The following is an 18057-nucleotide window of genomic DNA, read 5'->3' on the forward strand; positions in this document are numbered from 1 at the left end:
GAGCTCAATATGCAAATATTGAGCTCTTTTTCGTTTAAGACAGTAATAAAAGCAATATCGCTTAGCTCATCGCTAAATGCTTATTAAAGAAGTCGATGCTTCTATCCCACGCTAGGTCAGCCATGGTTGGTACATAACGCGCTGTCGAGTCATTATGGAAGCCATGGTTGGCTTTTTCGTACATAAACATCTCGTAATCAACATTATATTTCTTCAAATCAGTTTCATATTCAGGCCAATACGCATTAACTCTTTTATCAAGCTCAGCTAATTGAATTAATAAAGGTGCTTTAATATTTTTTCTTAACTCTGAAGCGGCTGGAGTACCGTAAAATGGAACGCCTGCATCTAATGTTTCAGGTACGGTAGCGGCTAACATGTTAACGATATAACCACCAAAACAGAAACCGACAGCACCTAGCTTACCGTTACTTTGTGGATGCTCTTTTAAGAATGATGCCGCAGCAATAAAGTCTTGTTCAATTTTTACTTTATCAAGCGATTTTTGCATCACCTTACCTTCATCGTCATTACCTGGATAACCGCCTAATGGAAATAATGCATCAGGTGCAAAGGCAATAAATCCAGCTTTAGCTAAACGACGCGCTACATCTTTAATATAAGGGTTCAAACCACGGTTTTCATGAATAACTAATACAACGGGTAATTTACCATCCACTTTTTTAGGTGTAACAAAGTAACCTTGTCCTTCACCATGGCCATTTGGCGATGAGAACTTTTCATAAGTGGCGGTAATATCAGCATCATTAAATGAAATTTGCTCAGCTAATGCATAGTTAGGAGATAAAGCAGTAGAAAGTGTTGCTAACGTAATACCAGCTCCAGCAATGCCCGCAAGTCTTCTCAAAAAGGTACGTCGATCAATATCTCCATGTGCGTATTCATCGTACCAATCAAAAGCTTCTTGAGGAATTTGCACTGTATTTTGTTCTTCTGTTCCTGATGTTAACTGCGGTGATTGTTGCTGCATAGGGTTAGTCATATTCACACTCTCATTAGTAAACGTTACGGACATTGCTAAAATGCTATGGAAAATAAAAAGGAAAATAAAAAACGATCGTTCAAAAGATAGCTATTTTTTAAACAACTGTAAATCAAATAATAACCATTAAAATAATAAGTGAAATTGAAATTTAGGACAAAAGCATGATTAATTATCTTTAAAGATAGCTATTTATAGGGGGTTTACAGAGGTAAAAAAATAACAGGAATGATAATAATGTATTTTCAAAAGAGACTAATTAACTTGAAACTGTGACCTAAATCGTGTGCAGAATGATTAAATTTGAGGAAGGAACCGTTGTAAATGGTGATTATTTTTACAACGTTGAGAATAAAGTTGTAGTCGAGTTGATAGCAAAATTAATGGCATAGAAACAGATTATTGTAACCAATAAAATGAGAGCTATTATTTGCTGTCGTTAGTATTAATCGCTTTAATATAAGAACCTACAACAGTGACATCATATTGCGCTTGTATTTCTGTTAATGCAGCCGCGATATGATCATCTTCTTGGTGTCCATCAATATCAATAAAGAAATGGTAATTACCAATTTGAGAACGTGTAGGACGTGACATTATCGAGGTTAAATTCACTTTTTGTAATGCAAAAGCACTCACAATATTACCCAAAACACCGGGACAATCTTGTTTGTTATTGACGACTAACGTTGTTTTATATTCTTTGCCTTTAATGCGTTCTTGTGGTGTTTCTGAAAGCACTAAAAAACGTGTCTGGTTATTTGCATAATTAGTGACATCATTATCGATAAGCTTGGCATCATTAGCATGTGATAAAGCATGTTGAGGAATAATCGCCCCTGCTGTTTTACCATTTTTCTGTGCTAGTACCAAAGACTCTATATTACTTTGCGTCATGTGAATCTGCACACCTTCCAGACCATTAATGAACTCAGAACATTGCCCGTGCGCAACAAACTGAACATATAAATCGGTGAGTTCAGATAACTGTTCACAAAATCCAACAAACGAAAATTGGATTGGTAAAAGTAACTCAGAAATGACTGATAACTTAGTATCAAGCAGTTGATCTAATACCACTTGCACATAACCTTCCGATAAATTCTCAATCGGTAATACGCCTAATTGGCAATCTCTGCCAATGGCTTCAAAGGTTTGTGACAAAGTTGCATAGTATTGAATATGTGTTGTTTGTAGCGGTTCTTTAGCTTGTATCGCTTGAATATACTGTTTAGTCGCGAGGTCAGAAAATGTATCTTTAGGGCCAAGCGTTGCAATGTTAAGCATAAAGTACCGAGTTGATGTGTTATAGAAAGGAATAAAAAAGGTGAGCCAAAGCTCACCTAATCAAATTGTTAATCGTTAGAAATCCATATTAGTTTTGAGTTTCTTCAATGCGTTAGCTTCTAACTGGCGAACACGCTCTGCTGAAATACCATAACGGTCAGCTAAATCATGTAACGTTGCTTTAGGTTCACTTAACCAACGAGAACTTAAAATATCTTGGCTACGTGCATCTAATGTTGATAACGCAGAATACAGTTTATTTTTAGTATGAGACTCTGTATTTTCTTGCTCAATTTGCGTTTCTACACTTGCGCTTTTGTCTTCAAGATAATGCATAGGCGCGAAAGTGTTATCATCGTCATCATTAACACTTAAATCAAATGAATGATCTTGTGCATTTAAACGTGATTCCATTTCAAGTACGTCTTTAGTACTGACATTTAAGTCTTCCGCTACCGCTTCAACTTCTTCTTTTTTAAACCAACCTAAACGTTTTTTAGATTTACGAAGGTTAAAGAACAATTTACGTTGTGCTTTAGTGGTCGCAATTTTAACAACACGCCAGTTACGAATAACGTACTCATGAATTTCAGCTTTAATCCAATGCACAGCAAAAGATACAAGACGCACGCCCACGGTTGGGTCAAAGCGTTTAACTGCTTTCATTAAGCCTACGTTACCTTCTTGAATTAAATCAGCTTGCGCTAGGCCATAACCGGCATAGCTTTTAGCAATGTAAGCCACAAAACGAAGATGCGACATGACTAACTTTTTAGCTGCTTCTAAATCACCTTGATAAAATAGACGCTCTGCTAACTCTTTTTCTTCTTCAGCGCTTAGCTTTGAGAATGAGTTTACAGATTGAACATAGGCTCCAATACTTCCTTGAGGAACGATACTCATTGAATTTATTGTTTCACTCATGATTCACCTTTGAAATACTTTAGGTTTAGATAATAGATGTTTTCTTAATCAGATAACAATTCATTATACAATAGCAAATAGAACAGTAGCAAACACAAAAGAAAAATACATTAACCAATGTAATAAAGTTAACTCGCTATCAAAAAATTCAAATAGCATTTTCTTTCAAGTTTACGTTTTACATAACGAGATAACCAGTATTGCCCTAATACATGATGTTGGAAAATATCTCTGAAATGTAAAGAATTAATACGCATAATCTGACCTTCATACAGGTCAAAAGTTCCATAGGCAATCAATCGGCCATCAAGCCGTATGACAAGGATTTCCTTGCAATCGGCAGTTAGCTCAATTAGCTTCATTTCTTTTTGGAAAGCCATTTGTTCTTGAATAAGTACTTGGCAAGTAGGCGACGAGATTGGTAACAACTTAATATCAACAATTTTCATAAAACACCTGAAATCAAATCTTCTCAAGGAAATCCTGTGAAGCAGATCACATAATACAGGCAAAAAAAAAGAGATCAAGGTTGATCTCTTTAATTTATAAGTCTGTAGCTTAGCTATAATTTAATCAGGTATTCTCTTATGATACGAGTCAATTATTGAGGCTCTATTGTTACTAGGTATTGCTTTACGGATATAAATGAAGCAATTACCCCTAATAATGCACTCGTTACTAACAATATAATGGTCCCATCGAAACTCAATGGCACGAGTTCAAAATTAGTTTGATAAAGCCCCGTTAAATTCATGACACCCGACTCTAACCAAATCACTAAACCAAAGGAAAATAACCAAGCAATAACACCTCCTAAGAATCCATACCAAGCCCCTATATATAGATAAGGTAATTGAATGAAGCTATTGGTTGCTCCTACTAACTTTAATACTTCAATTTCGGCACGTTGGTTAAGAATATTCAAGCGAATAGTATTACTAACAATCAGAAGTACTGAAAGTAATAACAAAGTAGCAATGCCTATCACGACATCAACAACTAGGTAAAATATAGCTTGTAATTTTTCTATCCAATCAATGTCAACTCTTACTAAATCAATGTCTTGTTCACGTTCCAATTTAGCCACTAATAACTTACTGCCTGCAGTATTCATTGCTCCTTTGACTGGCACAACAACTAATACAGCGGGTAATGGATTTTCATCAAGATAATTTAATGCCTTAGAAAATCCAGACATTTCTTTAAATTCTTCCAATGCTTGATGGCGAGAGATATAAGTCACCGTTTCAATATCTTTATATAAACCCAGTTTATTGATTAGTACTTGTACTCTTTCCTCTGAAATATCTTTTTTCAAAAATAGGCTCACTTCAGAAGCACTATCCCATTGCCCACTAACACGCTCTACGTTCTTATAAACAACATGAAAGACAGTGGGTAGTGAAAGTGCAATACCTAATACTAAGATAGTCATTAAGGTCGCAAAAGGTGTTTTCCATAACTCAAAAAAACTATTTGATAATTGATGTATGTGTTGACTGAATGACGCTTTAATACGTCCTAAAAAAGAAACTTTGTTAATTTTAGGAGAGCCCGATAGCTTTCTTTTTGCACCTTTTGAATTACTCATTACGCTCCCTTAATAAGCCATCATTAATCATGTCGCCTTCTTTTAATGTTAATGTACGGTAACGCATTTTAGCAATCAGACCTAAATCATGTGTCGCGATCAGTACTGACATACCAAATTGATTTAATGATTCAAATAAAGTTAAAATTTCTAATGATAATTTCGGGTCTAAATTACCTGTCGGTTCATCAGCTAATAGTAGTGGCGGTTGATTAATGATTGCACGTGCAATACCAACACGTTGTTGTTCACCACCCGATAAATTAATAGGAAAAGCATGTTCTTTACCTGTTAACCCTACTTTATCTAATGCAGCTAAACTACGACGTCTTATTTCAAAACTACTATAGCCCTCAATCAATAAAGGTAAGCCTACATTATCAAGCACCGTGCGATTCATTAATAAACGATGATCTTGAAAAATCATACCAATATGGCGACGTAAGTAAGGAATATCATTACCTTTAATATGGCTGATATCATTACCATTTAAAACAATTCGACCTGTTGTTGGACGCTCCATTAAGCTGACTAACTTTAATAGAGTACTTTTACCAGAGCCTGAATGACCTGTTAAAAAAGCCATTTCACCTTGTTTTAAATGAAAATCCACTTTATTTAAAGCGATTTGATTGTCGCCATAAATTTTGCTGACTTCTTCAAATAATATCATTGTCTGTTTTTACCCTGTTATGATTCATCTTCTTTAGAAAAAAGCGCATCAATAAATTCTTTAGCATTAAACTCTCTTAAGTCATCAATGCCTTCACCCACGCCGATATAACGAATTGGGAGTTTGAATTGATCGGCGATAGAAAAAATAATACCGCCTTTTGCTGTGCCGTCTAACTTAGTAAACGTGACACCAGTTAACCCCACAGCCTCATTAAATAACTTAACCTGACTAATAGCATTTTGACCCGTGCCCGCATCAATCGTTAACATTATTTCATGTGGTGCAGTTTCATCTTTTTTACGCATAATGCGCACAACTTTTGCAAGCTCGCCCATCAAATGTTCTTTATTTTGTAAACGCCCTGCGGTATCTGCAATCAATACATCAGCGCCACGAGCTTGAGCTGCATCCATTGCATCAAATAATACTGATGCACTGTCTGCACCTGTTTGCTGAGCAATGACAGGGATATTATTACGGTCTCCCCAGACTTGTAGCTGCTCAACAGCAGCAGCGCGGAATGTGTCACCCGCAGCAAGCATCACTGATTTCCCTTCGTTTTGGTATTTTTTAGCGAGCTTACCAATAGTGGTCGTTTTACCTACACCATTAACCCCTACCATTAAGATAACGTAAGGTTTCTTTGTTTCGTCGATAACTAAAGGTTGTTCAACTTTGTCTAAGATCTCAGAAAGGTCTTTTTTCAATAATTCATAAAGTACTTCTGCGTCTTTTAATTGTTTTCTATCAGCATGGTCCGTTAAGTTTTGAATAATACGTAATGTTGTTTCAACACCAATATCAGCAACAATTAACTGCTCTTCTAACTCTTCAAATAAATCATCATCGATTTTTTTACCTTTAAATAAAGATAATAAGCCACTACCGATGCTGAGACGTGTTCTTTTTAGACTATTGGCAAAACGAGCGAAGAATCCCAGTTTTTTAGTTTCATCAGTTTCTTCAGACTCTGTTGATTTTTCAGGCTCTTCGACAACTGTCGATGTCAATTCAACTTCAGCGTCAACTTCTTCGTTAAGCTCTTGCTCTACTTGTTGGCGTGCAACTTCAGCATTTCGTTGTGCTTCTTGATAAGCAGCTCGTGCTTTAGCGGCTTGCTCTTGGGCTTCAAGTTCAGCTTGTTGACGTGCTAACAAATCTGCTTGTTGTTGCGCTTCTTCCGCAGCTGCTTTTTCTTGCGCTGCAAGTTCTGCTTGTTCTTTTGCTAATAAGGCTGCAACTTGTTTAGCCTCTTCAGCGGCTTGCTCTTGGGCAGCTAACTCTGCTTGTTCCCGAGCGAATATTTCAGCTTGTTGTTGTGCTTTTTCAGCAGCTGCCCTTTCTCGCGCTGCTATTTCAGCTTGCTCTCGAGCTTCTAATTCAGCTTGTTGTTGAGCTTCTTCCGCAGCTACTTTTTCTTGGGCGGCAAGTTCTGCTTGTTCTTTTGCTAATAAAGCTGCAACTTGTTTAGCTTCTTCAGCGGCTTGCTCTTGATCAGCTAACTCAGCTTGCTCCCGTGCGAATATCTCTGCTTGCTTTTGTGCTTCTTCAGCAGCAGCCTTTTCTTGCGCCGCTATTTCAGCCTGCTCTCTGGCTTCTAATTCAGCTTGTTGTTGGGCTTCTTCGATAGCCGCTTTCTCTGCTTGCTGACGCGCTAACAACTCAGCTTGTTGTTGGGCTTCTTCGTCAGCCGCTTTCTCTGCTTGCTGACGCGCTAACAGTTCAGCTTGTTGTTGGGCTTCTTCGATAGCCGCTTTCTCTGCTTGCTGACGCGCTAACAACTCAGCTTGTTGTTGGGCTTCTTCGTCAGCCGCTTTCTCTGCTTGCTGACGCGCTAACAGTTCAGCTTGTTGTTGGGCTTCTTCGATAGCCGCTTTCTCTGCTTGCTCACGCGCTAACAACTCAGCTTGTTGTTGGGCTTCTTCGGCAGCGGCTTTCTCTGCTTGCTGACGCGCTAACAGTTCAGCTTGTTGTTGGGCTTCTTCCGCTGCTGCTTTTTCTGCCTGCTCACGAACTAATAATTCAGCTTTTTCTTGCTCTGTTTCCTTCGCTGGCTTTTTAGAAAACCATGAAAACAATCCTTTCTTCTTAGACATTAATTAAAAACCTTACTAACAACCTGTTTACCCTGCTAAAATAGCAAGTGTATTGAACTGCTATATTAACACTATTGCTTGCCGGACTAAAAATAATATGCGTAAAAATCAACGTGTTTCACCCAAAGAAAAAAGTAGAAAGCCAACTAGTGACGGATTTATCCGATTAATCTCTGGTCAATGGCGAGGAAAAAAGTTACCAGTCAAAGATAAACAAGGTTTACGTCCAACAACAGATCGTACCAAAGAGACACTTTTTAATTGGTTAATGCATGATATTCGTGATGCAAACTGCTTAGATTGTTTTAGTGGTAGTGGCAGCTTAGGCTTCGAAGCATTATCTCGTTACAGCAAATGTTGCACTTTTTTAGAACTTGATAAGCAAGTCGCGAATCAATTACAAAGCAATATAGATGCGCTTAAAGTAGACAACGCGCAAGTTATTCAAGGTGACTCTCTAAAGTATTTAACACAGCCTGCTACTAAACAATACAATGTGGTGTTCGTTGACCCACCATTTAATTTAGGCTTAGCACAACCTTGTATTGAACAATTAGAATCTCAAGGCCATTTAGCCGAAAATTGTCTGGTTTATGTCGAAGTTGAAAATACATTAACCACGTTAACAACACCTGATAATTGGGAATTGTTAAAAGAAAAAACATCCGGTCAAGTTCGCTACCTATTATTTAGCAGAGGTTAATTATGAAGTACTTTATTCCCTTTGCTAAAGCGTTAATGATCATTATTTGGGGATTATTAATTGCTAACTTATTTTTTCCTTTCCCTGGTAAAGCCGCCCTCGCCTTTTACTTTTTACTCGCTTTTGTAGTGGCCATGCATGCCATTCAGTTATTAGTTATTTACGGAGCATTTGCTGAGAAACTAAAATTAACTAAAAAAGAGGGATTCGCTATATTCTTTTTTGGTGTATTTAAAATGTGGCAGTTAAAAGACCGATTAAATTAGTTAAAAGTGATACTTACTTTAGGGTAAGACTTTAAAACTAAAAAGGGTGAACATGTAAATGTTCACCCTTTTTTAATGAAGTAGGTTGAAGCGATAGAGTTAACGTACTTAAAACTGACTAAATCCACTCAGCTATTTTAACTTATTAAACCTACCCGTTTGTTTTAACTGATTAAACCATTCTGTTATTTTAGCTTATTAGCTCACTCAGTTATTGTTAACCTTACTAAGCCGATTAAGCTATTGTTAACCTTATTGAGCCCACTCAGCTATTTTAACTCTATGAGTCCACTCAGCTGTTTTAACTTTATTGAGCCCACTCAGCTATTGTTAATTTTATTGAGCCCACTCAGCAGTTTATAACTTATTGAGCCCACTCAATAATGCCATCTACTTTTTTACCATCTTCACTCACAACTAACCATTTAATGTGTTTTTCACGCATTAACTCTTCTGCTTCAGTTAAACGCGCAGATGCTGAGATTAATCGAGGTGTTGAGTTCATTAAGTGTGATGCTTGGCTATCAACAATACTTTCACCCGCGATTAAGAATCGACGAACATCGCCATCGGTAATAACACCTTGTAGGTTATCGCCATCTAGCACTAATGCTAATCCGGTACGTGTTTCAGTCATCACCATCAATACGTCGGTTACTGATGTATCAGCAGAAACGATGGGTAAATTATCACTACGCATCTCATCACGCACAAATGTTAATAAGCGCTTACCTAAGCTACCTCCTGGATGAAAACGAGCAAAGTCCATTGGACTAAAGTCTTTCTCTAAGGTTAAGGTATTGGCTAAAGCATCACCAATCACTAAAGTCAGTGTAGTTGATGTACTCGGAGCTAAATTATTTGGACACGTTTCTTTTTCGACGCTTGCATCTAATACAACATCAGAATGTTTAGCTAATGTAGAGGTTTTACCACCGGTAATCGAAATGATTTTATTACCGAAGTGTTGTAGTGAAGGAATGATTTTCAATAGTTCATCCGTTTCACCGCTGTATGAGATCAGTAATAATACGTCATCTTTGGTCACCATACCTAAGTCACCGTGAAATGCTTCACCTGGATGCATAAAGAATGAGGGTGTACCAACAGAGGCAAGTGTAGCTGCGATCTTAGTACCGATATGCCCTGATTTCCCCATACCACAAACGATCACTCGTCCTTCGCAGTTTTTCATTAATGATAAAGCTTGTAAGTAAGGTTCTCCGACTAATTTACTGTGTGCGCTAATCGCTGCACTTTGCACTTCAAATACGGTTTGAACTTCTTTTAATAATTGAGACTCAGGTAATGAAAAACGAGACATGAAACGTCCTTTATATAAGAGGAAAGGTAATAAAAGAGGAATTGGTCGGTATGAGAAGATTCGAACTTCTGACCCCTGACACCCCATGACAGTGCGCTACCAAGCTGCGCTACATACCGATGGCCATAATTTTAATTATTTACCATCAAGTTGCAACAAAAAAGTCGTGGATTATTTTAACTATAAATCAAAATGATAATGCGAGATAAAACAAACCATTCTTTTTTGGTTAAAAAAATACCCGCCAATAAGCAGGTATTTTTTAATAATTATCTACAACTTAATGCCGTTTATAGACAGTCAAACTCAACTAAAGTTTCAACTTCAGCATCATAGTCAACACCATCGATACCAAAACCAAATAATTGTAAAAACTCATCTTTGTAATCTTGGTAGTCTGTTAATTCAAACAGATTTTCAGTAGTAATTTGTGGCCATAAGTCTGTACAAGCTTGTTGTACTTCATCACGCAATTCCCAATCATCAAGACGTAAACGACGTGCTTCATCTGTTGTAGGGGCAGAACCATCCGCTTTGAATAATTGTGTCGTAAACAGACGGTGAATCTGTTCCATACAACCTTCATGTAAGCCTTTTTCTTTCATGATTCTAAATACCATTGAAAGGTATAAAGGCATGACTGGAATAGCAGAACTTGCTTGTGTTACAACACTTTTTTGTACTGAAACATAAGCTTCGCCACCTAAAGGTGTTAATTGAGCTTGAATAGCAGTAGAAGCACGATCTAAATCTAATTTTGCTTTACCTAATGCGCCATTCCAGTAGATAGGCCATGTTAATTCAGTGCCGATGTAAGAGTAAGCAACAGTTTTAACACCTTCTGCTAATACACCAGCATCTGCTAGTGCGTTCATCCAAAGTTCCCAATCTTGTCCGCCCATTACCGTGACAGTATTTGCAACTTCTTCTTCTGTTGCAGGCTCGACTGATGCTTCAATGATCACATCTTTGTTAGTATCGATAGCAGTTGAAGTGTAAGTTTCACCAATTGGTTTTAGACTTGAACGAATCACTTCACCTGTATCAGGTAATTTACGCACAGGCGCTGCAACTGAATAGATAATTGCGTCAATTTGTCCTAAGTCAGCTTTGATTGTATCGATAACAAGCTGCTTTGTTTCATTAGAGAATGCATCGCCATTAACGCTTTTAGCGTATAGGCCATCTTCTTTCGCTTGCTTTTCAAATGCGGCACTATTGTACCAACCAGCAGAACCTGGTTTACGATCAGTCGCAGGTTTTTCGAAGAAAACACCGATAGTTGATGCATCACTTCCGTATGCAGCAGCAATACGAGATGACATGCCGTAACCTGCAGAAGAACCAATCACTAATACACGTTTAGGGCCTTTTTCAATTTTGCCTTGTTTTTTAGTGTATTCAATTTGTGCTTGAATGTTTTTTTCACAACCCGTTGGGTGTGTAGTTGTACAAATAAAGCCACGAATCTTTGGTTTAATGATCATATTATTTCGCTCTTATGGTATTTGAAACCTTCAATCTGGATACAATTTATTAAAAGCTTTATTAATAAAGTATCGTTTCAATCAAAGGCGTAAGTAAAATTATCGCTAATATACCTGTTCTCAGGGCAAATGCCAAAAAACAACAAGTATCGTTAAAAATTTATCAGTATTAATTTATTCAACCGATGCCATTGGCAAACATAAATGAGGTTTATTACCGCCTAACCCCATTGCCTGTTTAATAAATTGTTTTTTTAATGGGCTAATATTATCCGCCATTAACAGTGCAACATCTCTTAATACTTTTTGCACAGGGTTTACGCCATTAAATAGTTGCTTTAACAACTCCATCGACGCGATCATCTCTGTTGCTTCTGTTTTACGCCAGCGCTCAAAGTGACGTAAATTATTGTACAGGCCGATATCGTTACCTAATGATGCATTTTGTAATATTTCTTGCCCTAAACACGCAGCATCCAATAAACCTAAGTTAACTCCTTGTCCCGCTAACGGATGAATCGTATGGGCTGCATCGCCAATTAACGCAACGCGATGTTTAGCAAAGTCTCTTGCATAACGCATACTTAAAGGAATACTTTTACGTTCACCTTGCACTTCACATAACCCTAAACGATTATCAAAAGCGCGAGTTAGTTGTTGATTAAATGCTTGGTCGTCCAGGGCTAATAACATCTCTGCTTGCATTGGCGGTAAAGACCACACAATTGAACAGATATTTTCATCGTATAAAGGCAAAAATGCCAGAGGCCCTTGCCCTGTAAATATTTGGCGTGCACAAGCTTGGTGTGGCTCGACTGTTTTTACTGTTGCTACAATCGCATTATGTTGATAATCCCATTGCGTTAATGGAATATTAAGTTGCTGCCTCACCCATGAATTAGCACCATCAGCTGCTACGACTAATTTTGACGTTAATTGTTTACCACTACTCAAGGTTAACCAAGCTTCACCATCACCAATAGCCATATTTTGTAACGAGTCAGGGCAAAAGAAAGTGACATTTTCTTGTTGCTTTACACCGTTTAAGAGTGCTTGTTGCAGATTTTTATTTTCTACGATGTAACCTAAATCTTGTTGATTCACTTGTTCGGCAGCAAAATCTATTTTGCCAAAACTGTCTTTTTCCCATACTTGCATGGTGTGGTAAGGCGTAATGCGCTGTGCTTTCAATAATGGCCAAATGCCTAAATTATCAAGCATAGTTTTACTAGCGAAACTCACTGCACTGACTCGGCTTTCAGGTGTTGCTGATAAGTCAGTCGTTTCATTAGCCTCAATAATCGCGATCGACAAATGACTGTTAGCTAATGATTTAGCCAAGGTTAACCCAACCATTCCGCCACCGACTATGGTCACGTCATAAGACTGCATCATGATAAACTCTCTCTTTTAAACAAATCAAACTGACCTTTTGCTTGCTCGATAATAGGCTGAGATAAAAACGGAAAAAGGCTCATTGCCTGAAGACCAATATTGCGAGGAATACTTAATACAGGATATTGATTACTGAACACGCGTACTAAACTATCGGTCATTAAAATAGTACGATGATGATCTTTTGCTCGGCATTGCCAATAATGATTTAGCATTGAAAATGAGCCAATCTGTTCAACATCAGATTCTACAATGACTTTTGCCAATACAAACAAATCTCTTAAGCCTAAATTAAATCCCTGTCCTGCCACAGGATGTAGACTATGTGCAGCATTACCAATACACACAACACGATGTGCGATTGGCTTTGTCGTTTTTAATAAGCTTAAAGGATAAATATCACGCTTACCGGCTACTTCAAATAAACCACATCGGTAACCAAAGGTTTTCTGTAGTTCAGCTAAAAACAGTGAATCAGGTAAGTCAGCGATCGATTCAGCTTGGTCACCTTCAACGCAGTAAACTAAAGAATAACGATTTTTTGTTAGCGGTAATAAAGCAATGGGGCCACTTTTAGTAAAACGTTCATAGGCAACACTGTGATGAGGTTGAGAACAACTCACATTACAAATGATTGCACTACGTTGATAAGCAACATTCGTACTACTGATATTAGCGAGTTCTCTCACTTGGCTATGACTACCATCAGCACCAACACACAACTTCGCGTCGATAGATTGGCCATTACTTAATTCACAAGTAACCGAGTTCAGCGTTTGTTGTATATTATCTAGCTTCACCTGATATAACGTAGTTAAAGATGAAAATGTTGCTAACGCATTCGATAAAACTTTTCCGACATGTCGCAACTCAACCACATAACCAAACGCGGTGTTTTTATTGTCAGGCGTTAATTCAACAGCCCCAAAATAACCTTTATCAGAAACTTGAATTTGCTCAATCGCTTGTGCATTCACTTTGATATCAGACCACAACGACAAGCCATCTAAAATATCTACTGTCCCCGCATTAAGGGCAATAGAACGTCCATCAAAACTTGGATTGCTATTCTCTGGTTGAGTTTGCTTAGCTATTGTGGGCGCCGAATGGTCGCCTCTTTGTGCATTTTCATCAAGCAATAACACCTTAAGCTGTGAGTTTTGCTTTAATAACGACAATGCCAATAAAGAGCCAGACATACCAGCACCAACAATCACTACATCATATAATGCAGTGTTTGCGGTAATTTTTGATGTTGTTTCTATATGAGTTTGATTAGCCATTCATTAAAGCTTCAATTTCTAGGATACTTTTAGGCACAGCAGACGTTAAGACTTCACATCCATTTTCAGTAACGATGACATCGTCTTCGATACGAATACCAATTCCTTTCCAACGATCTTCAACATCAGCATCATGACTAATATAGAGACCCGGCTCAATAGTAATGGCCATGCCCGCTTCTAATGAACGCGGTTGGTCAATAGTGCCAGCGTTACCCACATCGTGTACATCTAAACCAATAAAGTGCCCTAAACCATGCATATAGAATGCTTTATGTTTATCTTCTTTAATTAAGGTTTCAATGTCCCCTTGTAAAATACCTAAAGCCAATAAACCTTCACACATTTTACGCACCACTAACTTGTTAATACCTAATACGCTTGAATCTGGCTTAACTTGCTCAATGGCCATTAACTGACAATCTAATACCAGTTGATAAATGGTCGCTTGCTCTTTAGAAAATCGGCCGTTAACGGGGAAAGTACGTGTAATATCACCTGCATAGCCTTGGTATTCTGCTCCTGCATCTATTAGCACTAAATCACCGTCTTTTAACGGTTGGTCATTCTCTGTGTAATGTAAAATACAAGCGTTATTACCGCCGGCAACAATACTGTTATAAGCAACGTCACGAGTACCTTGTTTAGCAAACTCATATTCAACTTCTAACTGTAACTGAAACTCAAGCATACCGGGCTTACAATGTTGCATAGCACGAACATGGCCCAAGGCAGATATTTCACCGGCTTTACGCATGATTTGCTTTTCAGCTTCACTTTTAAATAGACGCATTTCATGTAGCTGTGGTTTCCAATTTAAGAATTGATTGGTCGCAATCAAACCACTTCGAGAACGGCTACGTAATTTATTGAGTACATCTTGTAGTTTTTGGTCTAATGCTAAGCCACTTAATACTGGGTAATATACACTTTCAATACCGGTTAATAGTTCACTTAATTTATCTTCAAAATCATCAATAGGAAATGCTTGATCGACTTCTAATTGGATAATGGCATCAGCTTGCCCGAGACGATAACCATGCCAAATTTCTGCAGTTTTATCTTTTTTACGGTTAAATAAAACCGTGCTTAATTGTCCATTTTTTTTAATCAATAACAAACAAGCATCAGGCTCATTGAATCCACACAGATAATAGAAATCACTGTTTTGACGAAAACGGAATTCAGTATCATTACTACGCGTTAATTCTTCATTAGCAGGAAAAATAGCCATGCTGTTATCCAGCATGCTATTAGCAAATACATTACGACGGGTTATAAATTCAGTCATGGGGTCTCACTTTTAATGCAGAGTCTTAGAAACAGGTAACAGTGTATGACGAGAAAAAGTATTAAAACATAACATAGCACTGACACGAAGGTACTCAACAATTTCAGTAAAAGCAATTTCTGAGTCTTCATCTTCTTGTTCAAAGTCTAAAGATAACTGTGAAATATCACGAATATCACGAATCACTTCTTGAACATCATCCGACGCTTGATTTAGCGCCTGTTGAACCATACCAAAACCCACTAAGAAGCCTTGTGCCCACTGTGCCATTGCTTCTGCTCGTTCATCTAGCGGCTTGTCATCTTCAGGTAAAAGTAAATTAAAGCCCAAACCATCATCCGTACATTGTTTAACAACATCAGCATAAATGTTTGAAACCAACCTTTTCAGCGCTTGTGGTAGCGCCATGCCTTCATTAACAACATCATTAAATAATGACTGCCAGCTTTTATCGTCAAGGGCAACGCCACCACAAACAAAGCCAGATAACACGCCATGTGTTTCTGCTGCATTGGTGAATAGATCAGCACTGTCAAGGGCTTGCGAAATTTTATCAAAACTTGGTAGAACGGCAGAACTCATAGCGACACTCTTAATAAACTAAGGATAGTGCCACTATTCTATCATCCAGAGGATCTCGTCGCTAGTAAGTACTTGAAACTTGATAGCTAGGTCGATATAGTTCGCCCACTATATGACATTTTTTTTAGGGAAACTGATTACTCCCTTATTCTGTAACACTAACGGGGGCATTATGGCGCAACTTGATATAACTATTTTAGGCCAACAATATAAAATCGGCTGCCCTGACGGTGAGCAAGAAAACTTATTAAGTACCGTGGCTCAGGTAGATGAGCATTTAAAAGAAATGAAAAGTAGCGGAAGAACGTTACGAAATGAACAACTAGTGGTAATGGCCGCATTAAATTATCGCCATCAATTAAATACCATTAAAGCAGAAGCTCAAGAACAAACCGACCAATTAAATAAACGTATTCAACAACTTCAAGATGCAATTAATGGTGCATTGAATAAAACAACAATTAAAGAATAACGTTAATAATGAGCATGCTTAGCTAGATATTTAATTTAATACTTAACTATATGTTTAACTAATTGTTTAATTAATTGTTTAATTAAAAGCTTAATTCATTTCCTTAATGTTTTTCTTATGCCCTTTTCTAACAAACAACACCGGCTCCCAAATAAGCACTACTTTGGCTGACTCGGTGTTATCCAATGCATATACCAACCTACCAATGCATATACCAACCTACCAATGCATATACCAATCTAAATAATGGCCTCATCATTTATTAATCCTGATTGGCATTAAAGCCTTTATTTTAAGAAATGTTAAATGTAGTTGTAAAAGCAGATAAAATATTTTCTCAAATACATTTTAAGTCCGCTTCCGAGCCCCTAAAAATTCAGTTTCAAATATAAATAAATATAAGCAGTTGTATTATTTCGTAATAATTTATGACCCATAAAGGGGTTATTTTAGCCCATGAAATAATTCTGTGACTAATAACATTGTTGTCATGTTTAAAAAACAATCAAGCAGCAACAAACTTCAACTTTTTTCCTAAAAACCCTTTTAATACTGTTCAAATGTAGGTACAGTTTATTCAACCCTCGGGTACTCGTTAATCTTGACTAAGTCCCTGAGCCGATAAGTATTACCCTGGTGAATTGTTTTGCTTTGCTATTGTGTAAGCTCGACTCGTATCGAGAAACCTGCGGTAGACATCAATACGCCAACCTTGACCTTCGGGTTCAAGGTCACAGTCAAAAGCGGTATCCTTGGGTTATCTTTTTAAGTCTTTGTCCTTAAGATTTATACATTTTTAATTTTTCCTTCAACTCTTTCTCACCCATCATAAAATATGATTTAGCAGTGCTAACTCACAACATATTTGTTATGTTACTGACACAACCTGTTTAACCAACAATTCGAATAATATGATGTCTAATATGCCCGATAATATTTCCCAACAGCGAAATGCTATTCGTCAACAAGTTCGTGCTGCACGCAACGCTTTATTACCCGAGCAACAACAGCAAGCTTCATCACAACTACTAACCTATTTAGTTAAACATCCTAAAGTACAACAAGCACAACATATTTCAGTGACGCTTGCACATGATGGTGAAATTGATTTACATAACTTTATTGAATGGTGCTGGCAACAAAAAAAGCAGGTTTATCTGCCCGTTGTCCACCCGACTAACGTTGGTGAATTATTGTTTTTAGCTTATCAAGAAAATACGATAATGATTAAAAATCGCTACGGTATTAAAGAACCTAGACTCGACATTATCGTTGATCATATCGATGCTGATAATGAAGATCATGACAATGAATCTACTTCAACTTCAACTTCAAAAAGTTTAACGTCTTATTTACACACTTGCTCACCCGAAAACTTAGATATTGTATTCACTCCATTGGTTGCTTTTGATCAGCAAGGAAACCGTATCGGTATGGGAGGCGGTTATTACGACCGTTTATTAGCACCTTGGTTTTCTGACAAGATAGGCCCTTATCCAATCGGAGTCGCACATAACTGTCAGTGTGTTGATTTATTGCCAATACAAGAGTGGGATGTGCCTTTACCTGAAATAATGACTCCTCTGCAACATTTCCATTTTTCTGAATGAAAGTTCTTAATTACCCCTTCATTCAACTCTCAATTAAATTATGAAAAATAATAAGCACAATTATTTA

At 37.5% G+C, this 18057-nt stretch carries 17 protein-coding genes, 1 tRNA gene and 1 other RNA gene; 5 read left to right on the plus strand and 14 right to left on the minus strand.

The window, feature by feature from the left end:
* Positions 1-61 precede the first annotated feature (61 nt).
* The 7 genes from Q0794_RS05060 to ftsY form a co-directional block, all read right to left on the minus strand.
* Positions 62-991, minus strand: a complete 930-nt coding sequence (locus Q0794_RS05060) for a dienelactone hydrolase family protein (RefSeq protein ID WP_298940712.1) — start codon at positions 989-991, stop codon at positions 62-64.
* 438 nt (positions 992-1429) lie between these two features.
* A complete protein-coding gene (locus Q0794_RS05065) occupies positions 1430-2290 on the minus strand; it encodes a prephenate dehydratase domain-containing protein (protein WP_298940632.1) in 861 nt (286 codons plus the stop codon).
* Positions 2291-2365: 75 nt separating this feature from the next.
* The gene (gene rpoH / locus Q0794_RS05070; protein WP_298940633.1) at positions 2366-3214 is read right to left on the minus strand and encodes an RNA polymerase sigma factor RpoH; all 849 of its coding nucleotides are present in this window, start codon (positions 3212-3214) and stop codon (positions 2366-2368) included.
* 128 nt (positions 3215-3342) lie between these two features.
* Positions 3343-3663 (minus strand): hypothetical protein, encoded by a 321-nt coding sequence (locus Q0794_RS05075; RefSeq protein ID WP_298940634.1) that lies wholly within the window; start codon positions 3661-3663, stop codon positions 3343-3345.
* Positions 3664-3815: 152 nt separating this feature from the next.
* Positions 3816-4805, minus strand: a complete 990-nt coding sequence (gene ftsX, locus Q0794_RS05080) for a permease-like cell division protein FtsX (RefSeq protein WP_298940635.1) — start codon at positions 4803-4805, stop codon at positions 3816-3818.
* The gene (gene ftsE / locus Q0794_RS05085) at positions 4798-5478 is read right to left on the minus strand and encodes a cell division ATP-binding protein FtsE (RefSeq protein WP_298940636.1); all 681 of its coding nucleotides are present in this window, start codon (positions 5476-5478) and stop codon (positions 4798-4800) included. The genes ftsX and ftsE overlap by 8 nt, the downstream gene beginning before the upstream one ends.
* Before the next feature lie 17 nt (positions 5479-5495).
* Positions 5496-7577 carry a signal recognition particle-docking protein FtsY gene (gene ftsY / locus Q0794_RS05090; RefSeq protein ID WP_298940637.1) on the minus strand — a complete coding sequence of 694 codons (2082 nt, stop codon included), beginning with the start codon at positions 7575-7577 and terminating at the stop codon, positions 5496-5498.
* Between the two features lie 97 nt (positions 7578-7674).
* Here ftsY and rsmD point away from each other — a divergent pair, with 97 nt between their 5' ends.
* The gene (gene rsmD, locus Q0794_RS05095; protein ID WP_298940639.1) at positions 7675-8280 is read left to right on the plus strand and encodes a 16S rRNA (guanine(966)-N(2))-methyltransferase RsmD; all 606 of its coding nucleotides are present in this window, start codon (positions 7675-7677) and stop codon (positions 8278-8280) included.
* A gap of 2 nt (positions 8281-8282) precedes the next feature.
* The gene (locus Q0794_RS05100; RefSeq protein WP_298940640.1) at positions 8283-8546 is read left to right on the plus strand and encodes a DUF1145 domain-containing protein; all 264 of its coding nucleotides are present in this window, start codon (positions 8283-8285) and stop codon (positions 8544-8546) included.
* A gap of 364 nt (positions 8547-8910) precedes the next feature.
* On the opposite strand, the gene Q0794_RS05105 is transcribed toward Q0794_RS05100, so the two are convergent.
* The 7 genes from Q0794_RS05105 to Q0794_RS05135 form a co-directional block, all read right to left on the minus strand.
* A complete protein-coding gene (locus Q0794_RS05105; protein ID WP_298940642.1) occupies positions 8911-9870 on the minus strand; it encodes a KpsF/GutQ family sugar-phosphate isomerase in 960 nt (319 codons plus the stop codon).
* A 42-nt stretch (positions 9871-9912) separates the two neighbouring features.
* Positions 9913-9989 (minus strand) — tRNA-Pro (locus tag Q0794_RS05110).
* Between the two features lie 171 nt (positions 9990-10160).
* On the minus strand, positions 10161-11357 hold the full coding sequence (gene fabV, locus Q0794_RS05115) for an enoyl-ACP reductase FabV (RefSeq protein ID WP_298940645.1): 1197 nt from the start codon (positions 11355-11357) through the stop codon (positions 10161-10163).
* A gap of 174 nt (positions 11358-11531) precedes the next feature.
* Positions 11532-12752 (minus strand): FAD-dependent monooxygenase, encoded by a 1221-nt coding sequence (locus tag Q0794_RS05120; RefSeq protein WP_298940647.1) that lies wholly within the window; start codon positions 12750-12752, stop codon positions 11532-11534.
* Positions 12749-14035 (minus strand): 2-octaprenyl-6-methoxyphenyl hydroxylase, encoded by a 1287-nt coding sequence (gene ubiH, locus Q0794_RS05125; protein ID WP_298940649.1) that lies wholly within the window; start codon positions 14033-14035, stop codon positions 12749-12751. The genes Q0794_RS05120 and ubiH overlap by 4 nt, the downstream gene beginning before the upstream one ends.
* Positions 14028-15326: a Xaa-Pro aminopeptidase gene (gene pepP, locus Q0794_RS05130; RefSeq protein ID WP_298940651.1), complete on the minus strand. Its 1299-nt coding sequence runs from the start codon at positions 15324-15326 to the stop codon at positions 14028-14030. The genes ubiH and pepP overlap by 8 nt, the downstream gene beginning before the upstream one ends.
* 12 nt (positions 15327-15338) lie before the next feature.
* Entirely contained in the window at positions 15339-15908 is a 570-nt protein-coding gene (locus Q0794_RS05135) for a UPF0149 family protein (protein ID WP_298940653.1), read from the minus strand.
* 172 nt (positions 15909-16080) lie between these two features.
* On the opposite strand from Q0794_RS05135, the gene Q0794_RS05140 reads away from it, so the two are divergent.
* The 3 genes from Q0794_RS05140 (at position 16081) to Q0794_RS05150 (ending at position 17990) form a co-directional block, all read left to right on the plus strand.
* On the plus strand, positions 16081-16380 hold the full coding sequence (locus Q0794_RS05140; protein WP_298940655.1) for a cell division protein ZapA: 300 nt from the start codon (positions 16081-16083) through the stop codon (positions 16378-16380).
* 577 nt (positions 16381-16957) lie between these two features.
* A non-coding RNA gene (gene ssrS, locus Q0794_RS05145) (6S RNA) lies at positions 16958-17143 on the plus strand.
* A gap of 151 nt (positions 17144-17294) precedes the next feature.
* Complete coding sequence (locus tag Q0794_RS05150) at positions 17295-17990, plus strand: 5-formyltetrahydrofolate cyclo-ligase (RefSeq protein ID WP_298940713.1); 696 nt, start codon at positions 17295-17297, stop codon at positions 17988-17990.
* Positions 17991-18057: the final 67 nt, after the last annotated feature.

This window comes from uncultured Psychromonas sp. (genome assembly GCF_947489755.1).
Classification (GTDB): Bacteria; Pseudomonadota; Gammaproteobacteria; order Enterobacterales; family Psychromonadaceae; genus Psychromonas.